17 protein-coding genes are annotated in these 17,311 nt (G+C 56.2%); 12 read left to right on the plus strand and 5 right to left on the minus strand.

Features of this window, described 5'->3' with window-relative positions:
• Positions 1-137 precede the first annotated feature (137 nt).
• Together Q0816_RS02855 and Q0816_RS02860 are read left to right on the plus strand one after the other, a co-directional pair.
• A complete protein-coding gene (locus tag Q0816_RS02855; protein WP_298847528.1) occupies positions 138-1,121 on the plus strand; it encodes a fatty acid desaturase in 984 nt (327 codons plus the stop codon).
• A gap of 92 nt (positions 1,122-1,213) precedes the next feature.
• The gene (locus Q0816_RS02860) at positions 1,214-1,795 is read left to right on the plus strand and encodes a helix-hairpin-helix domain-containing protein (protein WP_298847529.1); all 582 of its coding nucleotides are present in this window, start codon (positions 1,214-1,216) and stop codon (positions 1,793-1,795) included.
• 58 nt (positions 1,796-1,853) lie between these two features.
• On the opposite strand, the gene serS is transcribed toward Q0816_RS02860, so the two are convergent.
• The gene (gene serS, locus Q0816_RS02865) at positions 1,854-3,146 is read right to left on the minus strand and encodes a serine--tRNA ligase (RefSeq protein WP_298847531.1); all 1,293 of its coding nucleotides are present in this window, start codon (positions 3,144-3,146) and stop codon (positions 1,854-1,856) included.
• 72 nt (positions 3,147-3,218) lie between these two features.
• Positions 3,219-4,883 carry a mechanosensitive ion channel domain-containing protein gene (locus tag Q0816_RS02870; RefSeq protein ID WP_298847532.1) on the minus strand — a complete coding sequence of 555 codons (1,665 nt, stop codon included), beginning with the start codon at positions 4,881-4,883 and terminating at the stop codon, positions 3,219-3,221.
• A gap of 201 nt (positions 4,884-5,084) precedes the next feature.
• On the opposite strand from Q0816_RS02870, the gene yajC reads away from it, so the two are divergent.
• The 10 genes from yajC (at position 5,085) to Q0816_RS02920 (ending at position 12,082) form a co-directional block, all read left to right on the plus strand.
• Entirely contained in the window at positions 5,085-5,372 is a 288-nt protein-coding gene (gene yajC, locus Q0816_RS02875) for a preprotein translocase subunit YajC (RefSeq protein WP_298847534.1), read from the plus strand.
• Between the two features lie 33 nt (positions 5,373-5,405).
• Positions 5,406-7,067, plus strand: coding sequence for a protein translocase subunit SecD (secD, locus tag Q0816_RS02880; protein ID WP_298847535.1), 1,662 nt, complete (start codon positions 5,406-5,408; stop codon positions 7,065-7,067).
• Position 7,068: 1 nt separating this feature from the next.
• Positions 7,069-8,037: a protein translocase subunit SecF gene (gene secF, locus Q0816_RS02885; protein ID WP_298847537.1), complete on the plus strand. Its 969-nt coding sequence runs from the start codon at positions 7,069-7,071 to the stop codon at positions 8,035-8,037.
• The gene (locus tag Q0816_RS02890; RefSeq protein WP_298847538.1) at positions 8,030-8,782 is read left to right on the plus strand and encodes a sulfite exporter TauE/SafE family protein; all 753 of its coding nucleotides are present in this window, start codon (positions 8,030-8,032) and stop codon (positions 8,780-8,782) included. The genes secF and Q0816_RS02890 overlap by 8 nt, the downstream gene beginning before the upstream one ends.
• 12 nt (positions 8,783-8,794) lie before the next feature.
• A complete protein-coding gene (locus tag Q0816_RS02895) occupies positions 8,795-9,148 on the plus strand; it encodes an Mth938-like domain-containing protein (protein WP_298847539.1) in 354 nt (117 codons plus the stop codon).
• A gap of 144 nt (positions 9,149-9,292) precedes the next feature.
• Positions 9,293-9,907, plus strand: a complete 615-nt coding sequence (gene ccmA, locus Q0816_RS02900; RefSeq protein ID WP_298847540.1) for a heme ABC exporter ATP-binding protein CcmA — start codon at positions 9,293-9,295, stop codon at positions 9,905-9,907.
• A complete protein-coding gene (gene ccmB, locus Q0816_RS02905; protein WP_298847542.1) occupies positions 9,904-10,560 on the plus strand; it encodes a heme exporter protein CcmB in 657 nt (218 codons plus the stop codon). Before ccmA ends, ccmB begins: the two co-directional genes overlap by 4 nt.
• Before the next feature lie 61 nt (positions 10,561-10,621).
• A complete protein-coding gene (locus tag Q0816_RS02910; protein WP_298847543.1) occupies positions 10,622-11,395 on the plus strand; it encodes a heme ABC transporter permease in 774 nt (257 codons plus the stop codon).
• Complete coding sequence (gene ccmD / locus Q0816_RS02915) at positions 11,392-11,550, plus strand: heme exporter protein CcmD (protein WP_298847545.1); 159 nt, start codon at positions 11,392-11,394, stop codon at positions 11,548-11,550. The genes Q0816_RS02910 and ccmD overlap by 4 nt, the downstream gene beginning before the upstream one ends.
• The gene (locus tag Q0816_RS02920; protein WP_298847547.1) at positions 11,543-12,082 is read left to right on the plus strand and encodes a DsbE family thiol:disulfide interchange protein; all 540 of its coding nucleotides are present in this window, start codon (positions 11,543-11,545) and stop codon (positions 12,080-12,082) included. The genes ccmD and Q0816_RS02920 overlap by 8 nt, the downstream gene beginning before the upstream one ends.
• 30 nt (positions 12,083-12,112) lie before the next feature.
• Here Q0816_RS02920 and Q0816_RS02925 read toward each other — a convergent pair whose 3' ends face one another.
• From Q0816_RS02925 to acnA, 3 genes are all read right to left on the minus strand, one after another.
• A complete protein-coding gene (locus Q0816_RS02925; RefSeq protein ID WP_298847548.1) occupies positions 12,113-12,814 on the minus strand; it encodes an SDR family NAD(P)-dependent oxidoreductase in 702 nt (233 codons plus the stop codon).
• A 139-nt stretch (positions 12,815-12,953) separates the two neighbouring features.
• Positions 12,954-14,456, minus strand: a complete 1,503-nt coding sequence (locus Q0816_RS02930; RefSeq protein ID WP_298847550.1) for a BCCT family transporter — start codon at positions 14,454-14,456, stop codon at positions 12,954-12,956.
• A gap of 120 nt (positions 14,457-14,576) precedes the next feature.
• Entirely contained in the window at positions 14,577-17,267 is a 2,691-nt protein-coding gene (gene acnA, locus Q0816_RS02935) for an aconitate hydratase AcnA (protein ID WP_298847552.1), read from the minus strand.
• Positions 17,268-17,311: the final 44 nt, after the last annotated feature.

Below are 17,311 nucleotides of genomic sequence, written 5' to 3' on the forward strand. Positions count from 1 at the left end.
GAGGGCGTGACAGCCCCTGTTCTGCGCGCTAGCATTCATGTGTGTGCATCTGTCTGCGCATGCACTGCTTGCACGCGATCGAATCGCGCCTAGATTTTGAACAGATAATAACAGGACCATCGTGGGGAGCGGACTGGATGGATCTGAGGGAATATACAAGACACTACGCAGTTCAGGACAACAGATTGGCTGCGCTAAGCTATTTTGGCACTTTTGCGGTGTATTTTGCATCACTGGCGTCGGCGATTATATTCGTGGATCGATGGTACATCATGATACCGGCCGGGATTGTCTTCGCCTTTTCTGCGGTGCGCCTTTATGTGTTGCAACATGATTGCGGGCATCACTCGCTGTTTGAAACACGGCGCCAAAACGAGTGGGCGGGGCATGGTCTATCCCCATTCACTTTTGCGCCGTTCGAGGTGATGAAGCAGAACCACAATCTGCACCACGCGGGCATCGGCAACCTCGAGCATCGTGAGACTGGTGAAATTCACACGATGACTTTGCGAGAATGGAACGAAGCGAACTGGAAGACTCGTTTGTTCTACAGGATGTATCGCAATCCATTCATCTTGGTGCCCGCCGGTGCGTTGTTCACTTATTTCATTCGCTATCGCTGGCCCAAGAACACAGTGCGTTTTGGTATCAACGGCGTGTTGCTACACAATGGGTCGATCGTTGTGTTTCTGGGTCTGTTGTACCTGATCGCTGGCATGACAGGGATCTGGGTCTGGCTGGTGTTTTCGTTTTTGGGCGGAATGCTGGGTGTGTTCCTCGTGTATCTGCAGCACAATTTTGAAGACACCTATTGGGATCGCCGTCCGGATCTGAACCCGCAGATCGCGGCGCTGCAAGGGTCGTCTGCACTGGACTTCGGATGGTGGTTCGACACTGCCGTTGCCTGCATCACGCTGCATGACATCCATCATTTCAATGCACGCATCCCATCGTATCGTTTGCGTGCCTGCCATTATAATCTGCCGCCCGAGTTTACCCCTCGCCGGATCAAATTCCCCGAGGCCGTCGCGGCGTTGAACCTGAAGCTCTGGGATGAGGATGCAAAGCGCCTCGTACCCTTCCCGAAACACAACCGAACCGCAGGTCTGGCGCACAGTTAAGCAGTTGGACTTAAGAAGGTAGCTGCACAGCTTGCAGATATGTATATCCAGCGTATATACGAGTGCGCAGGGAGACAGAGAAAGGACCCATAATGACCGCAGTGACCGACGTAAAAGGTGTAGGAGAGGCGTTTGCAAAGACCCTTGCTGCCAACGGTTTCAAGACCGCAGAAGCGCTGGCCAAGGCGGCTCCTGCAGATCTGGTGAAGGTCCCTCGGATCGGTGAGGCGCGCGCGGCGATTTTGATTGCTGCCGCAAAAGAGGCCAGTACGGCGACGCCCGCTGTCAAGAAACCTGCGCCCCGCAAGACACCTGCGCGCCAGTCAGCTAGCCGCAAACCAGCCACACGTAAGGCAGCCCGGCGTAAGACAGTGGCCGCTGCAGCAGCCGAGAAACGGGCGGAAGAAGCTGCGCGCAAGGCGGCTGAAGAAAAAGCTGCTGCTGAAAAGGCCGAAGCTGCGGCCAAGAAAAAGGCGAAGGCCAAGGCCAAGGCTGAAAAAGCCGCCAAGAAACGCAAAGAAATGGAAGCCAAGTTTTCCAAGGCCAAGGACAAGGTGAAAGCCAAGTCCAAGAAGGACAAGAAATCCAAAAAAGACGCCAAGAAAAAAGACGATAAGAAGAAAGACGCCAAGAAGAGCGGCAAAAAGAAAGAAAAGAAAAAGGCGAAGAAGTAACCTTCCTCGCCCTACATTGCTTGCGGAACCGGCGCCAGGTGGTGCCGGTTTTGTTTTGTCAGGCCAATGTGCCGTCCAGGTGCAGGGTTAGCTTGCCGCCCAGATAGGGACCCAGAACTTCGGGCAGCGAAACCGTACCGTCTTCGTTCTGTCCATTCTCCAGTACCGAAATCAGGCAACGCCCCACCGCCAATCCCGATCCGTTTAGTGTATGAAGGTATTCAGGCTTACCGCCGCCTTCCGGGCGGAAGCGTGCATTCATGCGCCGGGCCTGAAACGCACCGGTTGTCGAAACCGAGCTTATTTCGCGATAGGTGCCCTGACCCGGCAACCAAGCTTCGATGTCGAAGGTGCGGCGCGCGCCAAAACCCATGTCTCCGGTGCACAGAACAACGGTGCGGTAAGGGATGCCCATCTGCTCAAGCAGATCTTCGGCACAGCGCAACATGCGCTTTTGCTCATCATCCGACGCGTCGGGATGGGTGATCGAGACCATCTCGACCTTTTCAAACTGGTGCTGGCGCAGCATGCCCGAGGTATCCTTGCCCGCGCTTCCCGCTTCGGACCGGAAACAGGCGGTATGCGCGCTCATGCGGATCGGCAGGGCGGCTTCGTCCAGAATGTCGCCAGCCACCGAATAGGTCAGCGTGACTTCGGACGTCGGGATCAACCACCAGCCATTGGTTGTCTGATAGCTGTCGTCTCCGAATTTCGGCAGCTTATCGGTGCCATACATGGCCTCATCACGGACCAGAACCGGTGTCTGCATTTCTGTCAGACCGTTCTTGTCGATATGCGTGTCCAGCATGAATTGGGCCAACGCACGATGGATGCGGGCCACACCCTTGGACAGGTTCACGAACCGGCTGCCGCTGGTTTTGGCTGCGGTTTCAAAATCCATAGCAGCCGCAACAGCAGGAATATCGAAATGCTCTTTCGGGGCGAATGCGAACGCGCGCGGGGTGCCCCAACGGTTAACTTCGACATTGTCGTTTTCGTCCGCGCCTTGCGGCACGTCCTCGGCGGGCAAATTGGCGATGCGGGCCAGTTGGTCAGTCAACAGGGCATCCAGATCCTTTGCCTCAGTCTGCATCCGGGCCACTTCGGCCTTCTTCTCAGCGACCAGCGCCCGCAAGCGATCGAATTCGGCCTCGTCGCCACGGCCCTTGGCGGCCCCCACTTCCTTGGACGCTTTGTTCTGTTCTGCTTGTGCGGTTTCGGCGGCCAGAATCTTGGCACGACGGCTTTCGTCCAGCCTTAGCAAATCTGACGACACCGGCGCGTCTCCACGACGCGCAAGGGCGGCGTCAAAGGCGTCAGGGTTTTCGCGAATGGCGCGGATGTCGTGCATGTCTCAGATCCTTAAATGCGTGAATCACTGAAACCGCTTATGCACCATCTGTCGGGCGGGGTGTAGCACCGGTTACGACTTATCGGCCTCTTCGTGGGTTTCATGCGCCAGATACCCATCCCAGTCCTCTGCCGGGATTTTCGGTTCGGGTGGATCGCCTATGTAAGAAGGCGTCATGATCTGCACATTGTTCTCATTGAAAACGGCTACAATGTTGCGGTGCAGGTCCGAGCGGATCTTCGGAATGATGCTGCCACGGGTGGTGTAGCCATTGATCTGATAGTTGATCGCGTAGTCGGCCAGTGCCGTCCACAGCACGAAAGGTTCAGGCTTGGCCTTGATGCCCTTGGTGCGATTGGCAGACTCGATCAACATCGCCTCGACCTTTTCGGGCGGTTCCTCATAACCGATGCCCACCGTAGTGTGTAGCAACAGCCCGCTGCCATCGGTTTTCTTCGAGAAATTTACCACGTCCGAATTCATCAACTGTGCATTCGGGATCGAAATCAACTCGTTCTTGATCGACTTCAGGTGCGTTTCCATCAGTTTTATCCGAACCACGTCACCGATATGGTCACCAATCTGAATGCGGTCTCCGATTGAGGTGGATCTGCGGTAAATCACGAACAATCCCGCCAGCATGTTGGACACTACCGAGTTCGCCCCCAGCGACAGCATGGCGCCGACCAGTAGGGTCAGACCCTGAAAGGCGGCCGAATCCGAGCCGGGAATGTATGGAACGGCAAAGACCAGTGCGATCAGAATGACGACAACACGACTGATGTTGAACGTCGGATTGACCCAGTGCTTTTCGAAATCGCCAAGTTCGAACGAACCGGCCTCGACCGCTTCAAAAAACACGCGCATGCCCTTGATGATATACAGCGCGACCCATGTAATCAGGCCCAGCATGATCAGGTTGGGTATATAGCTGAGGATGCCCCTGAAGATCAGGAGGACAGGTTCCGTCAGGTAAGTCAGCAGTAGTTGTGCGAAATACCGCGTGTCTGCAAAGGACAGAAGAACGAAAGACAAATAGTAGTAACAGGCCAGGAAAAACAACACGAGCAGCACGAAATTCAACCCGTATCGGATCAGGGCTGCAATCGCCTCGGCCTGTACATGCTTGGCCGTGGCCGTTTCGACATCTTTCAAATAGCTCTGCACCAGCTCCAGCGTGCGCCGCCTGATGCGACGGTATAGCCACAGCAACGCGGCGATGACCAGAATGAAGCCCACTGTCCAGCCGATGGCTTCGATTGCACCAGAAACACGTGCTTCGTCTGTTCGGTTGGCACGATAGGCGAGGATGGCCTCTTCAATGGCCTGACCATGAAGAAAGCCAAGAACATCCAGTTCCATCTGGTCCAGCTCGGCGTCTGCAACGGTCACGATTGATACAATGGCCCCATCAGCGCGGATGCGGATACCAAGCTCTGTTTCTTCAAACGTGATATCGACGCTTTCGCTTTCCGAGGCTTCGGCGATCTCAATGATGCTGTTCTGAACAGTTTCCGCCCGCTCCGGCGCAGGAAGTGCGCTGGAGCCGCGCAGGAAAAACAGCATATCGCCATCTATGATGACCGGCGCCTTGAAACCATCCAATTCTTCCGCCTGGGATTCAGCGGTTTCATCTTGCGTTTCCTGTGACAGCAACGGCGTCGCCAAGCATAAAACAACAGCCAGAAGAGACAGCAAAAGCGTCAACGATTGGAAAGGTTTGTATGGTTCAGACATCGTTCCTCCTGACGTCGGACTATAGCCATGTTCGCGCGTCTTCATAGGGCATATCTGCAACGCTTTTCCGGTTCATACATTGCCTGGATCAGGTTCAGATGGGTCACAACATCGCCTTTGCTTGCAAACAGACATTTCAAAGCATAGGTTCCGGCCAAATTTGCGGAACGGTACCGCAAGGTCTGAACAAAGGAATATCCCATGGATGGTGGCGCAATCGCCCAATTTCTCCCGCTGATCCTGATCTTTGCGATCATGTATTTTCTGCTGATCCGTCCGCAGCAGAAGAAAATGAAAGAACATCAGGCCATGGTCGAAGCCGTGCGTCGGGGTGATCAGGTCGTCACGCAGGGCGGGTTGATCGGCAAAGTGTCCAAAGTCAAGGAAGGCGACAACGAGATCGAAGTCGAGATCGCCGAAGGGGTGAAGGTGCGCGTGGTCAAATCGACCATTGCTCAGGTTCTGAACAAAACCGAACCTGCGAAATAACTTCGCCCTACAATCCCTTGAAAAGGCAGGGTAATGCTGCAAATTGATACCTGGAAGCGGGTTCTGATCTGGTTGGTCTGTGTGACTGGCTTGCTCATGGCCCTGCCAAACGCGTTTTACACGCGGGTCGAGCAATCAAACGACGCCAAGGCCGCGATTGAGCTGGGCGTGGACACGCCCGAAATGCAGGCTGAAGCCGGGCAATGGCCGAATTGGTTGCCCTCATCACTGGTCAATCTGGGCCTGGATCTGCGCGGTGGCGCACATCTGTTAGCCGAAGTTCAGGTGCAGGATGTCTACGAATCCCGGATGGAGGCGATGTGGCCGGAAATCCGCGACGCCCTGCGCGATGAACGTTCCTCAGTTGGAACAATCCGTCGTCAGGACTCGGCCCCTGATGAGATTCGCGTTCGCATCAGCCAGCCCGAGGGCATGCCGCGGGCATTGGAGGTTGTGCGCGGCTTGGCCCGTCAGGTTCAGACGCTAACAGGTGTCGGGGCCACGGATATTGAAGCCCGTGCCGATGGCGACACGATCGTGGTTCAGTTGTCCGATGCGGAAAAACTGGCCTCGGATGACCGCACGGTGCGTCAATCACTTGAAATCATCCGCCGCCGGATCGACGAAGTGGGGACACGTGAGCCCACCATTCAGCGACAGGGCGCGGATCGCATCCTGATTCAGGTGCCGGGCATCGGCAGTGCGGGTGAGTTGAAGGACATCATCGGGACTACCGCGCAGTTGACGTTCAACCCAGTCGCTGGACGCGGTACTGATCCGGATGCCGCAGTTGGCATTGGTGAAGAAATCGTGCCGTCGATTGACGAGAGCGGCGTTTACTACACAATCGAATCCGCTCCGGTTGTAACCGGCGAGGAACTGGTCGATGCGCAGCCTGCGTTCGATCAAAATGGCCGCCCTGCGGTCAACTTCCGTTTCAACACGTCTGGTGCGCGCAAGTTCGGGGATTATACACGCGACAATGTCGGCGCCCCCTTTGCCATCGTTCTGGATGATGAGGTGATTTCGGCCCCCGTGATCCAAAGCCATATTCCGGGCGGTTCGGGCATCATCACCGGCAATTTCACCGTCGAGGAAAGCACCAATCTGGCCGTCCTGCTGCGTGCAGGCGCACTGCCTGCCGGGCTGGAATTCCTAGAAGAACGTACCATCGGCCCCGAACTGGGGCAGGACAGTATCGACGCGGGTAAAGTTGCAACCATCGTGGCCTTTGTCGCGGTGCTGGTATTCATGGCGCTCAGTTATGGTCTGTTTGGACTCTTTGCAAACGTCGCGCTGATCATCAACGTGGGCCTGCTATTTGGCCTGCTGTCCCTGATCGGAGCAACCCTGACCCTGCCGGGTATTGCGGGAATCGTGCTGACGGTTGGTATGGCAGTGGACGCCAACGTTCTGATCTTTGAACGAATCCGCGAAGAATTGAAATCCGCCAGAGGCCCGGCACGTGCTATCGAGCTGGGTTATGAAAAGGCACTTTCAGCCATTCTGGACGCAAACGTGACGACATTCATCACTGCGGTGATCCTGTTTGCCATGGGCAGCGGCCCGGTTCGTGGTTTCGCCATTACTCTGGGCCTTGGCATTCTGACCTCGGTCTTTACCGCGATCTTCGTGACGCGCCTGATGGTTGTCATGTGGTTCGAACGCCGCCGTCCGAAAATGATCGAGGTTTGACATGAGACTGAAACTCGTACCCCAGAACACCTCGTTCGATTTCTTCAGCCGCTGGAAAGTCTGGCTTGGTATTTCCGGTTTGATGATGGTGATTGCGTTCACTTCGTTCATGCTGCAAGGGCTAAATTTCGGCATCGATTTCCGTGGCGGGACGACCATCCGGACGCAAAGCGCGGTTGAGATCGACGTGGGCGTGTATCGCGACGCCATCTCCCCGCTGGAACTTGGGGATGTGACTATAACCGAGATTTTTGATCCGACCTTCGGTGAGGATGAAAACGTCGCGATGATCCGTATTCAAGCACAGGAAGATGCCGAGGCAGTGGAAGCAGCGACCATCACAGCCGTGGAAACGGCGCTTCAACAGGTGGTTCCCGATATTCAGTTCGTATCCGTAGAATCGGTGGGGCCCAAAGTTTCGGGTGAACTGATCCAAACGGCCATCATTGCGGTTGCTTTGGCAATTGGCGCGGTTTTGGTCTACATCTGGCTGCGGTTCGAATGGCAGTTTGCTTTGGGTGCCGTCGCGGCCCTTGTGCATGACGTGATCCTGACCATCGGCATCTTCTCGGAACTGCAAATCCGTTTTGATCTGGCTATTATCGCCGCGCTTCTGACCATCGTCGGCTATTCGCTGAACGATACAGTGGTTGTCTTCGACCGGGTGAGAGAGAATCTGCGGAAGTACAAGAAAAAAGACCTCAAAGAAGTCCTAAACATCTCGATCAATGAAACCCTTAGCCGGACGGTCATGACCTCGGTCACCACGCTGCTGGCGCTGATTTCGCTCTACGTACTGGGCGGAGATGTCATCCGTGGCTTTGTCTTCGCGATGATCTGGGGCGTAATCGTGGGGACCTATTCGTCAGTCTTCGTGGCCTCGACCATCCTGCTGTGGCTGGGGGTCAAGCGCGACTGGTCCAAACCGTCGAAGACGGCGGGCAATCAGTTTGCCAACATTGATGCCTGAGGCATTACAACAGGCCCTGTCCCTGCCAGGCCTGGGTTGGTTGGTCCTTACCATCGGAGCCGCGGGACTTGTCCGCGGCTTCACTGGTTTTGGCACTGCGATGATCTTTGTTCCGGTGGCGACTCAGTTTTTGCCGATTGCGGACGTCGTTTTTCTGATGGCGGCCACCGGGATCGTATCCACCTTTGCGCTGGCCCCTCAGGCTTGGCGTGAATGCGACAAGACGGAAATCAGCACGCTGGGCATTGCAGCGGCTGTGACTGTACCGCTGGGCCTTTGGATCATGGCACAGGTCGATACTGTCGTGTTGCGTTGGATCGCTTGCGGCATCACCGGCGTGACCCTGTTTGCCATCATCACCGGTTGGCGCTGGCAAGGGCGACTAGGGATGCCCGGACGGCTTGCTATCGGCGGCAGCGCCGGGGTGATCGGCGGCATGACCGGTCTGACCGGCCCGGTAATAATCGTATTCTACCTTGCCAGCTCCACGGATGTGCGCAAGATCCGCGCCAATACGATCATTTTTCTGGCCTTGCTGGACGTGGCCATTGTTTTCAGTATCCTGTTTGCTGGCGCTGCGGACTTGTCGATCCTTTGGATAGTCCTGCTGCTGGGCTTGCCCTATCTGACCACAACACTGATCGGTAAAGCGCTTTTTGATCCGAAACTCGAACGGATCTATCGTGCTGCGGCCTATTCGGTCATTCTGATTGCAGTGGTGTCAGGGTTGCCGATCCTGGATTGACGGAGGGAAAAAATGCGCCTGAATCAGATTACCTATACAGATGCAAAACCGGTCGACGGCTACGGCCCCGGTTTTTTCCGTATTGGTGGTGAGGTATTCGAAGGCGCTGTTCTGACAGGTCCCGCAGGACCCACAAACTGGGGCGGCTATGAAGACGTACAGCCGCTTCTGGATTTGGCTGATGAAATTGACGTTCTGTTCATAGGTACGGGCAAAGATATGACCCACATTCCCCAGTCTTTGCGTACCCAACTGGAGAGTGCCGGAGTTGGCGTCGAAATCATGAATTCTCCCGCTGCTTGTCGCACGTATAATGTCTTGCTCTCCGAAGGCCGCCGTATTGCGCTCGCTCTGATTTCAGTCTGACTGGATCCCTTCATCTGGCTAAAAATACCTCGGGGTGTGTGAGGGGCTGGCCCCTCACTCTGCACTCAGCCAACGGTGCGTCCGCAACCAAACTGCGGCAAATCTTGCCTTTTGCCTCTGATGACAATCCGCTAAGCGGGTTTCATGACTTTGACTGTAACAGATCTGTCGATCACTCGTGGCGGCATTCCCGTCCTGGAAGGCCTCAGCTTTTCGCTGAAGGCGGGCAAGGCTCTGATACTGCGCGGACCGAACGGGATTGGTAAAACGACCCTTCTGCGCACACTGGCCGGTTTGCAGCCTCCGTTGGAAGGCAAGATCGAAGGGGCCGAGGATCGGATTGCGTATGCCTCTCATTCAGACGGGTTGAAACCGACGCTGACGGTGACTGAAAACCTGACGTTCTGGGCTTCGGTTTTTGGCACTAACGGCATTCAAACTGCATTGGACACCTTTGATCTGAACGAGTTGGCGGATCGCCATTCCGGAAACCTGTCGGCTGGTCAAAAGCGCCGACTGGGATTGGCGCGAATGCTGGTTACCGGTAGGCCGATCTGGATGTTGGACGAACCCACCGTCTCGCTGGATAAGAATGCAGTGCAGATGTTCGCTGATGCGGTCCGCGCTCATCTGGGGCAAGGCGGGTCGGCCCTGATTGCCACCCATATCGATCTTGGTCTGGACGGAGAGGTGCTGGACGTTGGCCCAAACAAAGCTAGGCCAAAACCCATCGACGATTTCGACGGAGGTTTCCTGTGATCGCCCTTTTGTTGCGCGACCTGAAACTGGCTTTCCGCGCGGGTGGCGGGTTTGGATTGGGTCTGGCCTTTTTCCTGATCGTGACTGTGATGATACCTTTTGCGGTGGGGCCGCAATCCTCATTGCTGTCCACAATCGCGCCAGGCGTGCTCTGGCTGGGGGCCTTGCTGGCATGCCTGCTGTCCCTCGATCGCCTACTGGCATTGGATTGGGAGGACGGTTCGCTGGATTTGCTGGCCACCGCGCCGCTGCCATTGGAATCTGTTGTGACCATCAAGGCGCTGGCCCACTGGCTGACCACAGGCCTGCCTTTAGTACTGGCTGCTCCCTTTTTTGGGGTCTTGCTGAACCTGCCGGTGCCGGGGTTCTTCTGGTTGGTGATATCACTGCTGATCGGAACCCCGGCCATGAGCGTGATCGGAACGTTCGGCGCTGCCCTGACCGTCGGCCTGAAGCGCGGCGGGTTATTGTTGTCGCTACTGGTTCTGCCGCTCTATGTCCCCACCTTGATATTCGGGGCCGAGGTCGCCCGACGCGGGGCAACGGGGATGGAAGTGCAGACGCCTTTATTGATGCTGGCAGGGATCACCGCTGCGACCATCGCATTGTTGCCCTTCGCCAGTGCAACTGTGCTACGTATCAATCTGCGGTGAACCGTCCCAGCTTTGACTGATGTCAATTGAGAACCACCCCAACTCGGACTAGATAGGGCCCATGTCAATCGCAGCCAAAGCCAACGCCCTCTGGGAATACGCCAATCCGCGCAAGTTTCTTGCGACCAGTGAACGTGTCCTGCCGTTTTTCTGGATCGTCTCGATCACCTGTATCGTTGTCGGTCTGGTCTGGGGCTTTTTCTTCACGCCGGACGACTACAAGCAAGGGTCGACGGTCAAGATCATCTACCTGCACGTTCCTGCGGCGCTGATGGCGATCAATTGCTGGCTTATGATGCTGGCAACGTCTCTAGTCTGGCTGGTGCGGCGTCACCATGTCAGCGCGCTGGCGGCGCGGGCGGCTGCGCCCATAGGCATCGTGATGACCCTGATTGCGCTGCTGACAGGGGCAATCTGGGGCCAGCCGATGTGGGGCACCTGGTGGGCCTGGGATCCGCGTCTGACCTCGTTTCTGATCCTGTTCCTGTTCTACCTTGGATATGTCGCGCTTTGGGAAGCTATTGAGGACCCGGACACCGCGGCTGATTTGACGTCGGTTCTGTGTCTGGTGGGATCGGTGTTTGCGATCCTCAGCCGGTATGCGGTGAACTTCTGGAACCAGGGATTGCATCAGGGTGCATCGGTTATGCGCGCAGGTGCCGTGACGGGCGCGGATACCGAAGAAAAAGTCAGCAACATCTTCTTCTACCCGCTGCTGATCTGCATCATCGGCTTTGTTCTTCTATTCATTGCGCTGGTGCTGTACCGCACCGGAACTGAAATTCGTGCGCGCCGGATCAAAGCGTTGCTGGCACGAGAAAGGGTGGGCGGATGATCCCCGATCTTGGAAAATATGGTGATACGGTTCTGTCGTCTTATGCAGTGTCCATCGTACTGCTTGTGGCTCTGATTGTGTTCAGTGTGATGCGCGGGCGCAAAGTGCGTGCAGAAATGGAAAGAGTTGAACAAAGGATGTCGCGCAATGGCTAAGATTTCGCCTCTGATGATCGCGCCGCCATTGATTTTTGGTGCGTTTGCCGTTTTGGCCGGGATCGGTATGTTCCGCGAAGACCCCAACGCGTTGCCGTCTGCCCGCGAAGGTCAGCCGGCCCCGCCGGTGGTTCTGAGCGAGTTCCCGGAAAAGAAACTGTTCGACGATGCCACGCTGCGCGATGGAGAGGTCAAGCTGGTCAACTATTGGGCCAGCTGGTGTGCGCCTTGCCGCGCCGAGCATCCAAATTTGGAAGCCCTGGCTGCCGAAGGTATCCCGGTCTATGGCATCAACTACAAAGACAAACTGAACAATGCCGAAGCGTTTTTGACCGAGCTTGGCGATCCTTACGCCGCTATGGGCCGTGATGAGCAGGGTCGCATGGCATTGGATTGGGGCCTTTATGGCGTACCTGAAACCTATGTAATTGACGGTGACGGAACGATCATTCTGCGCTTTGCGGGCCCTATCACGCAGCGTGTGATCGAAAATACTCTGCGCCCTGCGTTGGAAAAAGCTGCGGGCGGTTAAGACTGGTCCGGTTACCAAACCAAAGCGGGCCTACAGACGATAGCCGCCGGTTACGCCCAGAACCTCTCCGGTTACAAATCCCGCCGCGTCCGAGGCCAGAAACCGTACGACGCTGGCGATGTCTTCAGGTGTTCCGATCCGGCCCAAAGCGGTCTCTTTGACGAAAAGAGAGGTCAGATCATCCGGGCGAGGGGCTTCGGGGATGTTGATGGCACCGGGTGCGACGGCGTTGACACGGATACCGTCCGGGCCAAGCTCTTTCGCCATTGCACGTGTCCAAAGGTTCAGTGCGGCTTTACTTGCCCCATAAGTCACAGCGTCACGTGGTGGCAACGTTGCGTTCATGGATGAGATGCTGACAATGGATGCGCCGCGTTTCAGATGCGGCAATGCAGCAGAGAGCAGTGCAGCAGGGGTCAGAAGATTGAGATCGAGGATCGCCCGATGATCCTCGGCCCGAAACTCTTCTTTAGGAGTGGAGCGAACAAGGCCTGCATTATTCACGATCACATCCAGCCGCCCGAAGTGATCGATGACCTGTTCGACAACCTGGGTCGGTTGATTGTCTTTGGTCAGGTCAGACTGAATCGCCAGAACGTCGCCTTTCAGCAAATCTGAAGCGGGTTCGCTGGCCAGCCATGTGAACGCGATATGGTGATCGCGGCCAAGGTCTTCGACTATTGCCCGACCAATACCTCGGGCACCACCGGTTATCAGTGCAACTTTATCCATGGGCACACAAGATCGGCAAAGTGTCCGGGATTCAACGCTGATTTTAACGCGCTTGGAATTCTGTCATTTGCGTAGCAGTATCCAGAACATTGCCGCAATGAACGCGAACGTCACAATGTTCATCAGGGTGTCTGTGAGATCACCGATCAGCATTGCGTTGCCCCTCCTCTCTAAGTCCCCGGAACAGGCAAACCATCAGCAGGACCGAAATAAAGACAAACGGCAAGGCTCCAAGCGAGATGAGGATTTTCACCGAGTCCACTGATCCAGAAAGGATCATTGCAACGCTCAGAAGTCCAAGCAATGCCCCCCAGATCAGACGAACGCGAGGCGGTGGATTCTCGTCCCCACCCGTAGAAAAAGTGCCCAAGACAAATGCCGCACTTACGACGCTGGTCACTATGAACAAAAACGCAGCCATTACAGTAGCGAGGGTCGTGATCACAGGCAGCGGTAAGCGGTCGAGCAGGGCGAAGGTCACACGCTCAATATTCGTTTGAGTATAAGCCAGGAGTTCGCCCGCGCCGTTGAGCGTTTCAAAAAGCCCGATCCCGCCAAAAGCGCCGAACCAGAGGATCGAAAACAGCGTAGGGGCGAATAGTACTCCAATCACGAATTCTCGTATTGTTCGACCGCGAGAGATGCGGGCGACGAAGACGCCCACAAATGGTCCCCAGGCGATCCACCAGACCATATAGGTCAGAGTCCAGTCGCTGAACCATCTGGTGACGTCATCGCCGAAAAACGTAAAGGTCTGAAACCCTCTTGGAATGACATTGGTGACATAGTCGCCGAACCCCTGAACGACGGTGTTCAGAAGATATTCAGTCGGGCCGAGGACCACCGTATAGGCGACGAGGCCGATCGCAATCAGCATCGCTGCGTTGGACAAACGCGCCATGCCTTGACCCAGATCGATCAAGAGTGCCGGGATATACGCAGCGACCATCGCCAGAAAGACCACGCCAATCAGAAGGGCTCCGACCGTTTCCCTTCCACCCAGAACAGCGATGCCATCTGCCACTTGAAACACACCCATAGCCATGGAACCTCCAACACCGATGGCTATCGCGACGATGGCCATGAAGTCTGAAAGCCATCCGACACGTTCTGCCCAGCGTTCACCGGGAAACAGGCTTTTGATTGGCGCGCTGACCATCATGCCGGTGCCGCGCCGGAAGCTGAAATAGGCAATCGTCAGCGCGGTGGAGCCATAAATGGCCCAGGCATGCAGCCCCCAGTGAAAGTTCGTTGCCAGCATTGCCTGTTGTGCGGCGATGAAATCCGGTGCCATGCCAGAAATGAAATTGAAATGGGTTAGGGGTTCAGCAACTGCCCAGAACAACAGGCCGACGCCCATTCCGGCGGAAAACAACATCGAAATCCATGTGGCCGTAGAAAACTCCGGTTCTTCGCCATCCCGGCCAAGGCGAATATTGCCATAGGGTGAAAACGCCAAAAACAGGCATCCGATCAACATACCTGAAGCAGCGAGCATCACGAACCAGCCGCGGCTGTGGAAGGTCTGTTGGACGATACCACTTGCCCAGGTCACCAGGCTTTGAATGTCCACGACACCCCATATTCCGATCACTGCAATAACGCTGAGGGAGCAAACCAGCAGAGCGTTGGGTTTCTTCATGGTGAATGGTCCCCGTGGATGATCTTACCCAACAGTTTCAGGTTTTCGAATGAATGACCAGAAAACAAAAAACCCCCGGTGGCTAGCCGGGGGTTTTGAACTTCTCGCTTTGCTATCGCGTTACGATGCCTTCGCAAGGTTGCGCAGCACATAGTGCAGAACGCCGCCGTTTTCGATGTATTCAATCTCGGGCGCGGTATCGATGCGGCACTTGAGGGTGATAGTCTTCTCAGTTCCGTCGCCATAGACGATTGTGCAGGGCACCTCTTGCAGCGGCTGAATGGTGTCCAGACCGTGGATCGAGACGGTTTCATCGCCCTTTAAGCCCAGTGACTTGCGCGTGTCACCCCTTGTGAACTCGAACGGAATAACGCCCATACCAACCAGATTTGAACGGTGGATACGCTCGAAGCTTTCAGCGATCACGGCCTTGACGCCCAGCAGCGCAGTGCCCTTGGCTGCCCAGTCTCGCGAAGAGCCCGCGCCATATTGTTCACCACCAAACACTACCAGAGGCGTGCCATTGGCCTGATACGCCATCGACGCATCGTAGATCGAGGTCTGTTCGCCATCTGGGCCTTTGGTGTAACCGCCTTCGACACCGTCCAACATCTCGTTTTTGATGCGGATATTGGCGAAGGTGCCGCGCATCATGACCTCGTGGTTGCCCCGGCGTGAGCCATACGAGTTAAACTCGCGCGGCTGAACTTGGCGGTCGGTCAGATACTTACCGGCCGGAGTTGTCGTTGCGAACGAACCCGCTGGCGAGATGTGGTCGGTCGTGATCATATCACCCAGGATCAGCAGAACCTTGGCACCATCGATGTTCGAGATTGTGCCCGGCTCGGCCCCCATGCCCTGGAAATAGGGCGGGTTCTGGATATAGGTCGAGGTTGGCGGCCAGTCATAGGTTTCCTGCTGCGGAACTTCGACGTCCTGCCATTTTTCATCGCCTTTGAAGACGTCGGCATATTTAGACTGGAACGCCTCGCGGGTCACGGTCTGTTCGACCAGTTCCGCGACTTCCTGTGTCGTCGGCCAGATGTCTTTCATGTAGACATCTTTGCCGTCCTTGTCAGTGCCGATGGGCTCGGACGTCAGGTCGATATCCATAGTGCCTGCCAGCGCGTACACGACAACCAGCGGCGGCGAGGCGAGATAGTTGGCGCGTACATCCGGACTGATCCGGCCTTCGAAGTTGCGGTTGCCCGACAGAACCGCGGCGGCGACCAGATCACCTTCAGCAATCGCCTCAGAGAGTTCTTTCTGGATCGGACCCGAGTTGCCGATACAGGTGGTGCAGCCGTAGCCCACAAGGTTGAAGCCGATCTTGTCCAGGTCCTCCTGCAGGCCTGCGGCCTCCAAGTAGGCGGATACAACCTGCGACCCAGGTGCAAGCGAGGTCTTAACCCAAGGCTGCCGGTTCAGACCCAGAGCGGCTGCTTTGCGTGCCACAAGTCCCGCGCCGATCATGACATAAGGGTTTGATGTGTTGGTACAGGACGTGATCGAGGCGATCACGACCTTGCCCGAATCTAGCGTAAAATCCTCGCCCTTGACCGCCACGTCCTTGCCCATCGGGCGTTTGAAAGTCTCGGCCATTTCCTTGGTGAAAGCGGCCTTGGCATCGGTCAGTGCAACATAGTCCTGTGGACGTTTCGGGCCCGAGATCGCTGGGACGATGGTGCCCATATCTAGCGTCAGGGTGTCGGTGTAGATCGGTGCGTAGTTCTCGTCGCGCCAGAAGCCGTTTTCCTTGGCATAGGCTTCAACCAGAGCAATGCGATCTTCGTCACGCCCCGTGTTGCGCATGTAGCGCAGCGTTTCGCCGTCGATCGGGAAGAAGCCACATGTTGCGCCGTATTCAGGCGCCATGTTGGCGATGGTTGCGCGGTCGGCCAGCGGAAGACGGTCCAGACCGCTTCCGAAGAACTCGACAAACTTACCGACAACACCCTTTTCGCGCAGCATTTCCACGACCTTCAGAACAAGGTCGGTGCCGGTGGTGCCTTCGACCAGATCACCAGTCAGTTCAAAGCCCACGACCTCGGGGATCAGCATCGAGATCGGCTGGCCCAGCATTGCGGCCTCGGCCTCGATCCCGCCAACGCCCCAGCCCAGAACGGCCATACCGTTGACCATGGTGGTGTGGCTGTCGGTGCCAACCAGAGTGTCGGGGTAGGCGACTTCTTCACCGCTCTGGTCTGTATCGGTCCAAACGGTCTGGGCCAGATACTCAAGGTTCACCTGGTGGCAGATACCGGTGCCGGGAGGGACGACGCGGAAGTTGTTGAATGCACCCTGACCCCATTTCAGGAACTGATAACGTTCCATATTGCGTTCGTATTCGCGATCCACGTTCATCTGGAATGCGCGCGGGTTGCCGAATTCGTCGATCATGACCGAGTGATCGATGACCAGATCAACCGGGTTCAGAGGATTGATCTTTTGCGCGTCGCCACCCAGCGCCTTGATGCCATCACGCATCGCAGCCAGATCCACAACGGCCGGAACACCGGTAAAGTCCTGCATCAGCACGCGGGCAGGGCGATAGGCGATCTCGCGCGGGTTCTTACCGCCCTTGGTTCCCCATTCGGCAAAGGCCTTAATGTCATCGACCGAGACCGAGAACCCGTCATCCTCGAACCGCAACATGTTTTCCAGCACCACTTTCAGTGCAGCAGGCAGCTTCGAGAAATCACCTAAGCCCGCCTCTTGCGCGGCGGGGATTGAATAATAGGAAATGGATTTACCGTTTACGCTCAGATTGCGGCGCGTCTTGGCGGTATCCTGTCCGACTTTGATGGGCATCTGTGGCCTCCCTCTCAAATGACTTGGATATTAGGATTTGCTAA

Source organism: uncultured Ruegeria sp. (assembly GCF_947497005.1).
Lineage (GTDB): Bacteria > Pseudomonadota > Alphaproteobacteria > Rhodobacterales > Rhodobacteraceae > Ruegeria.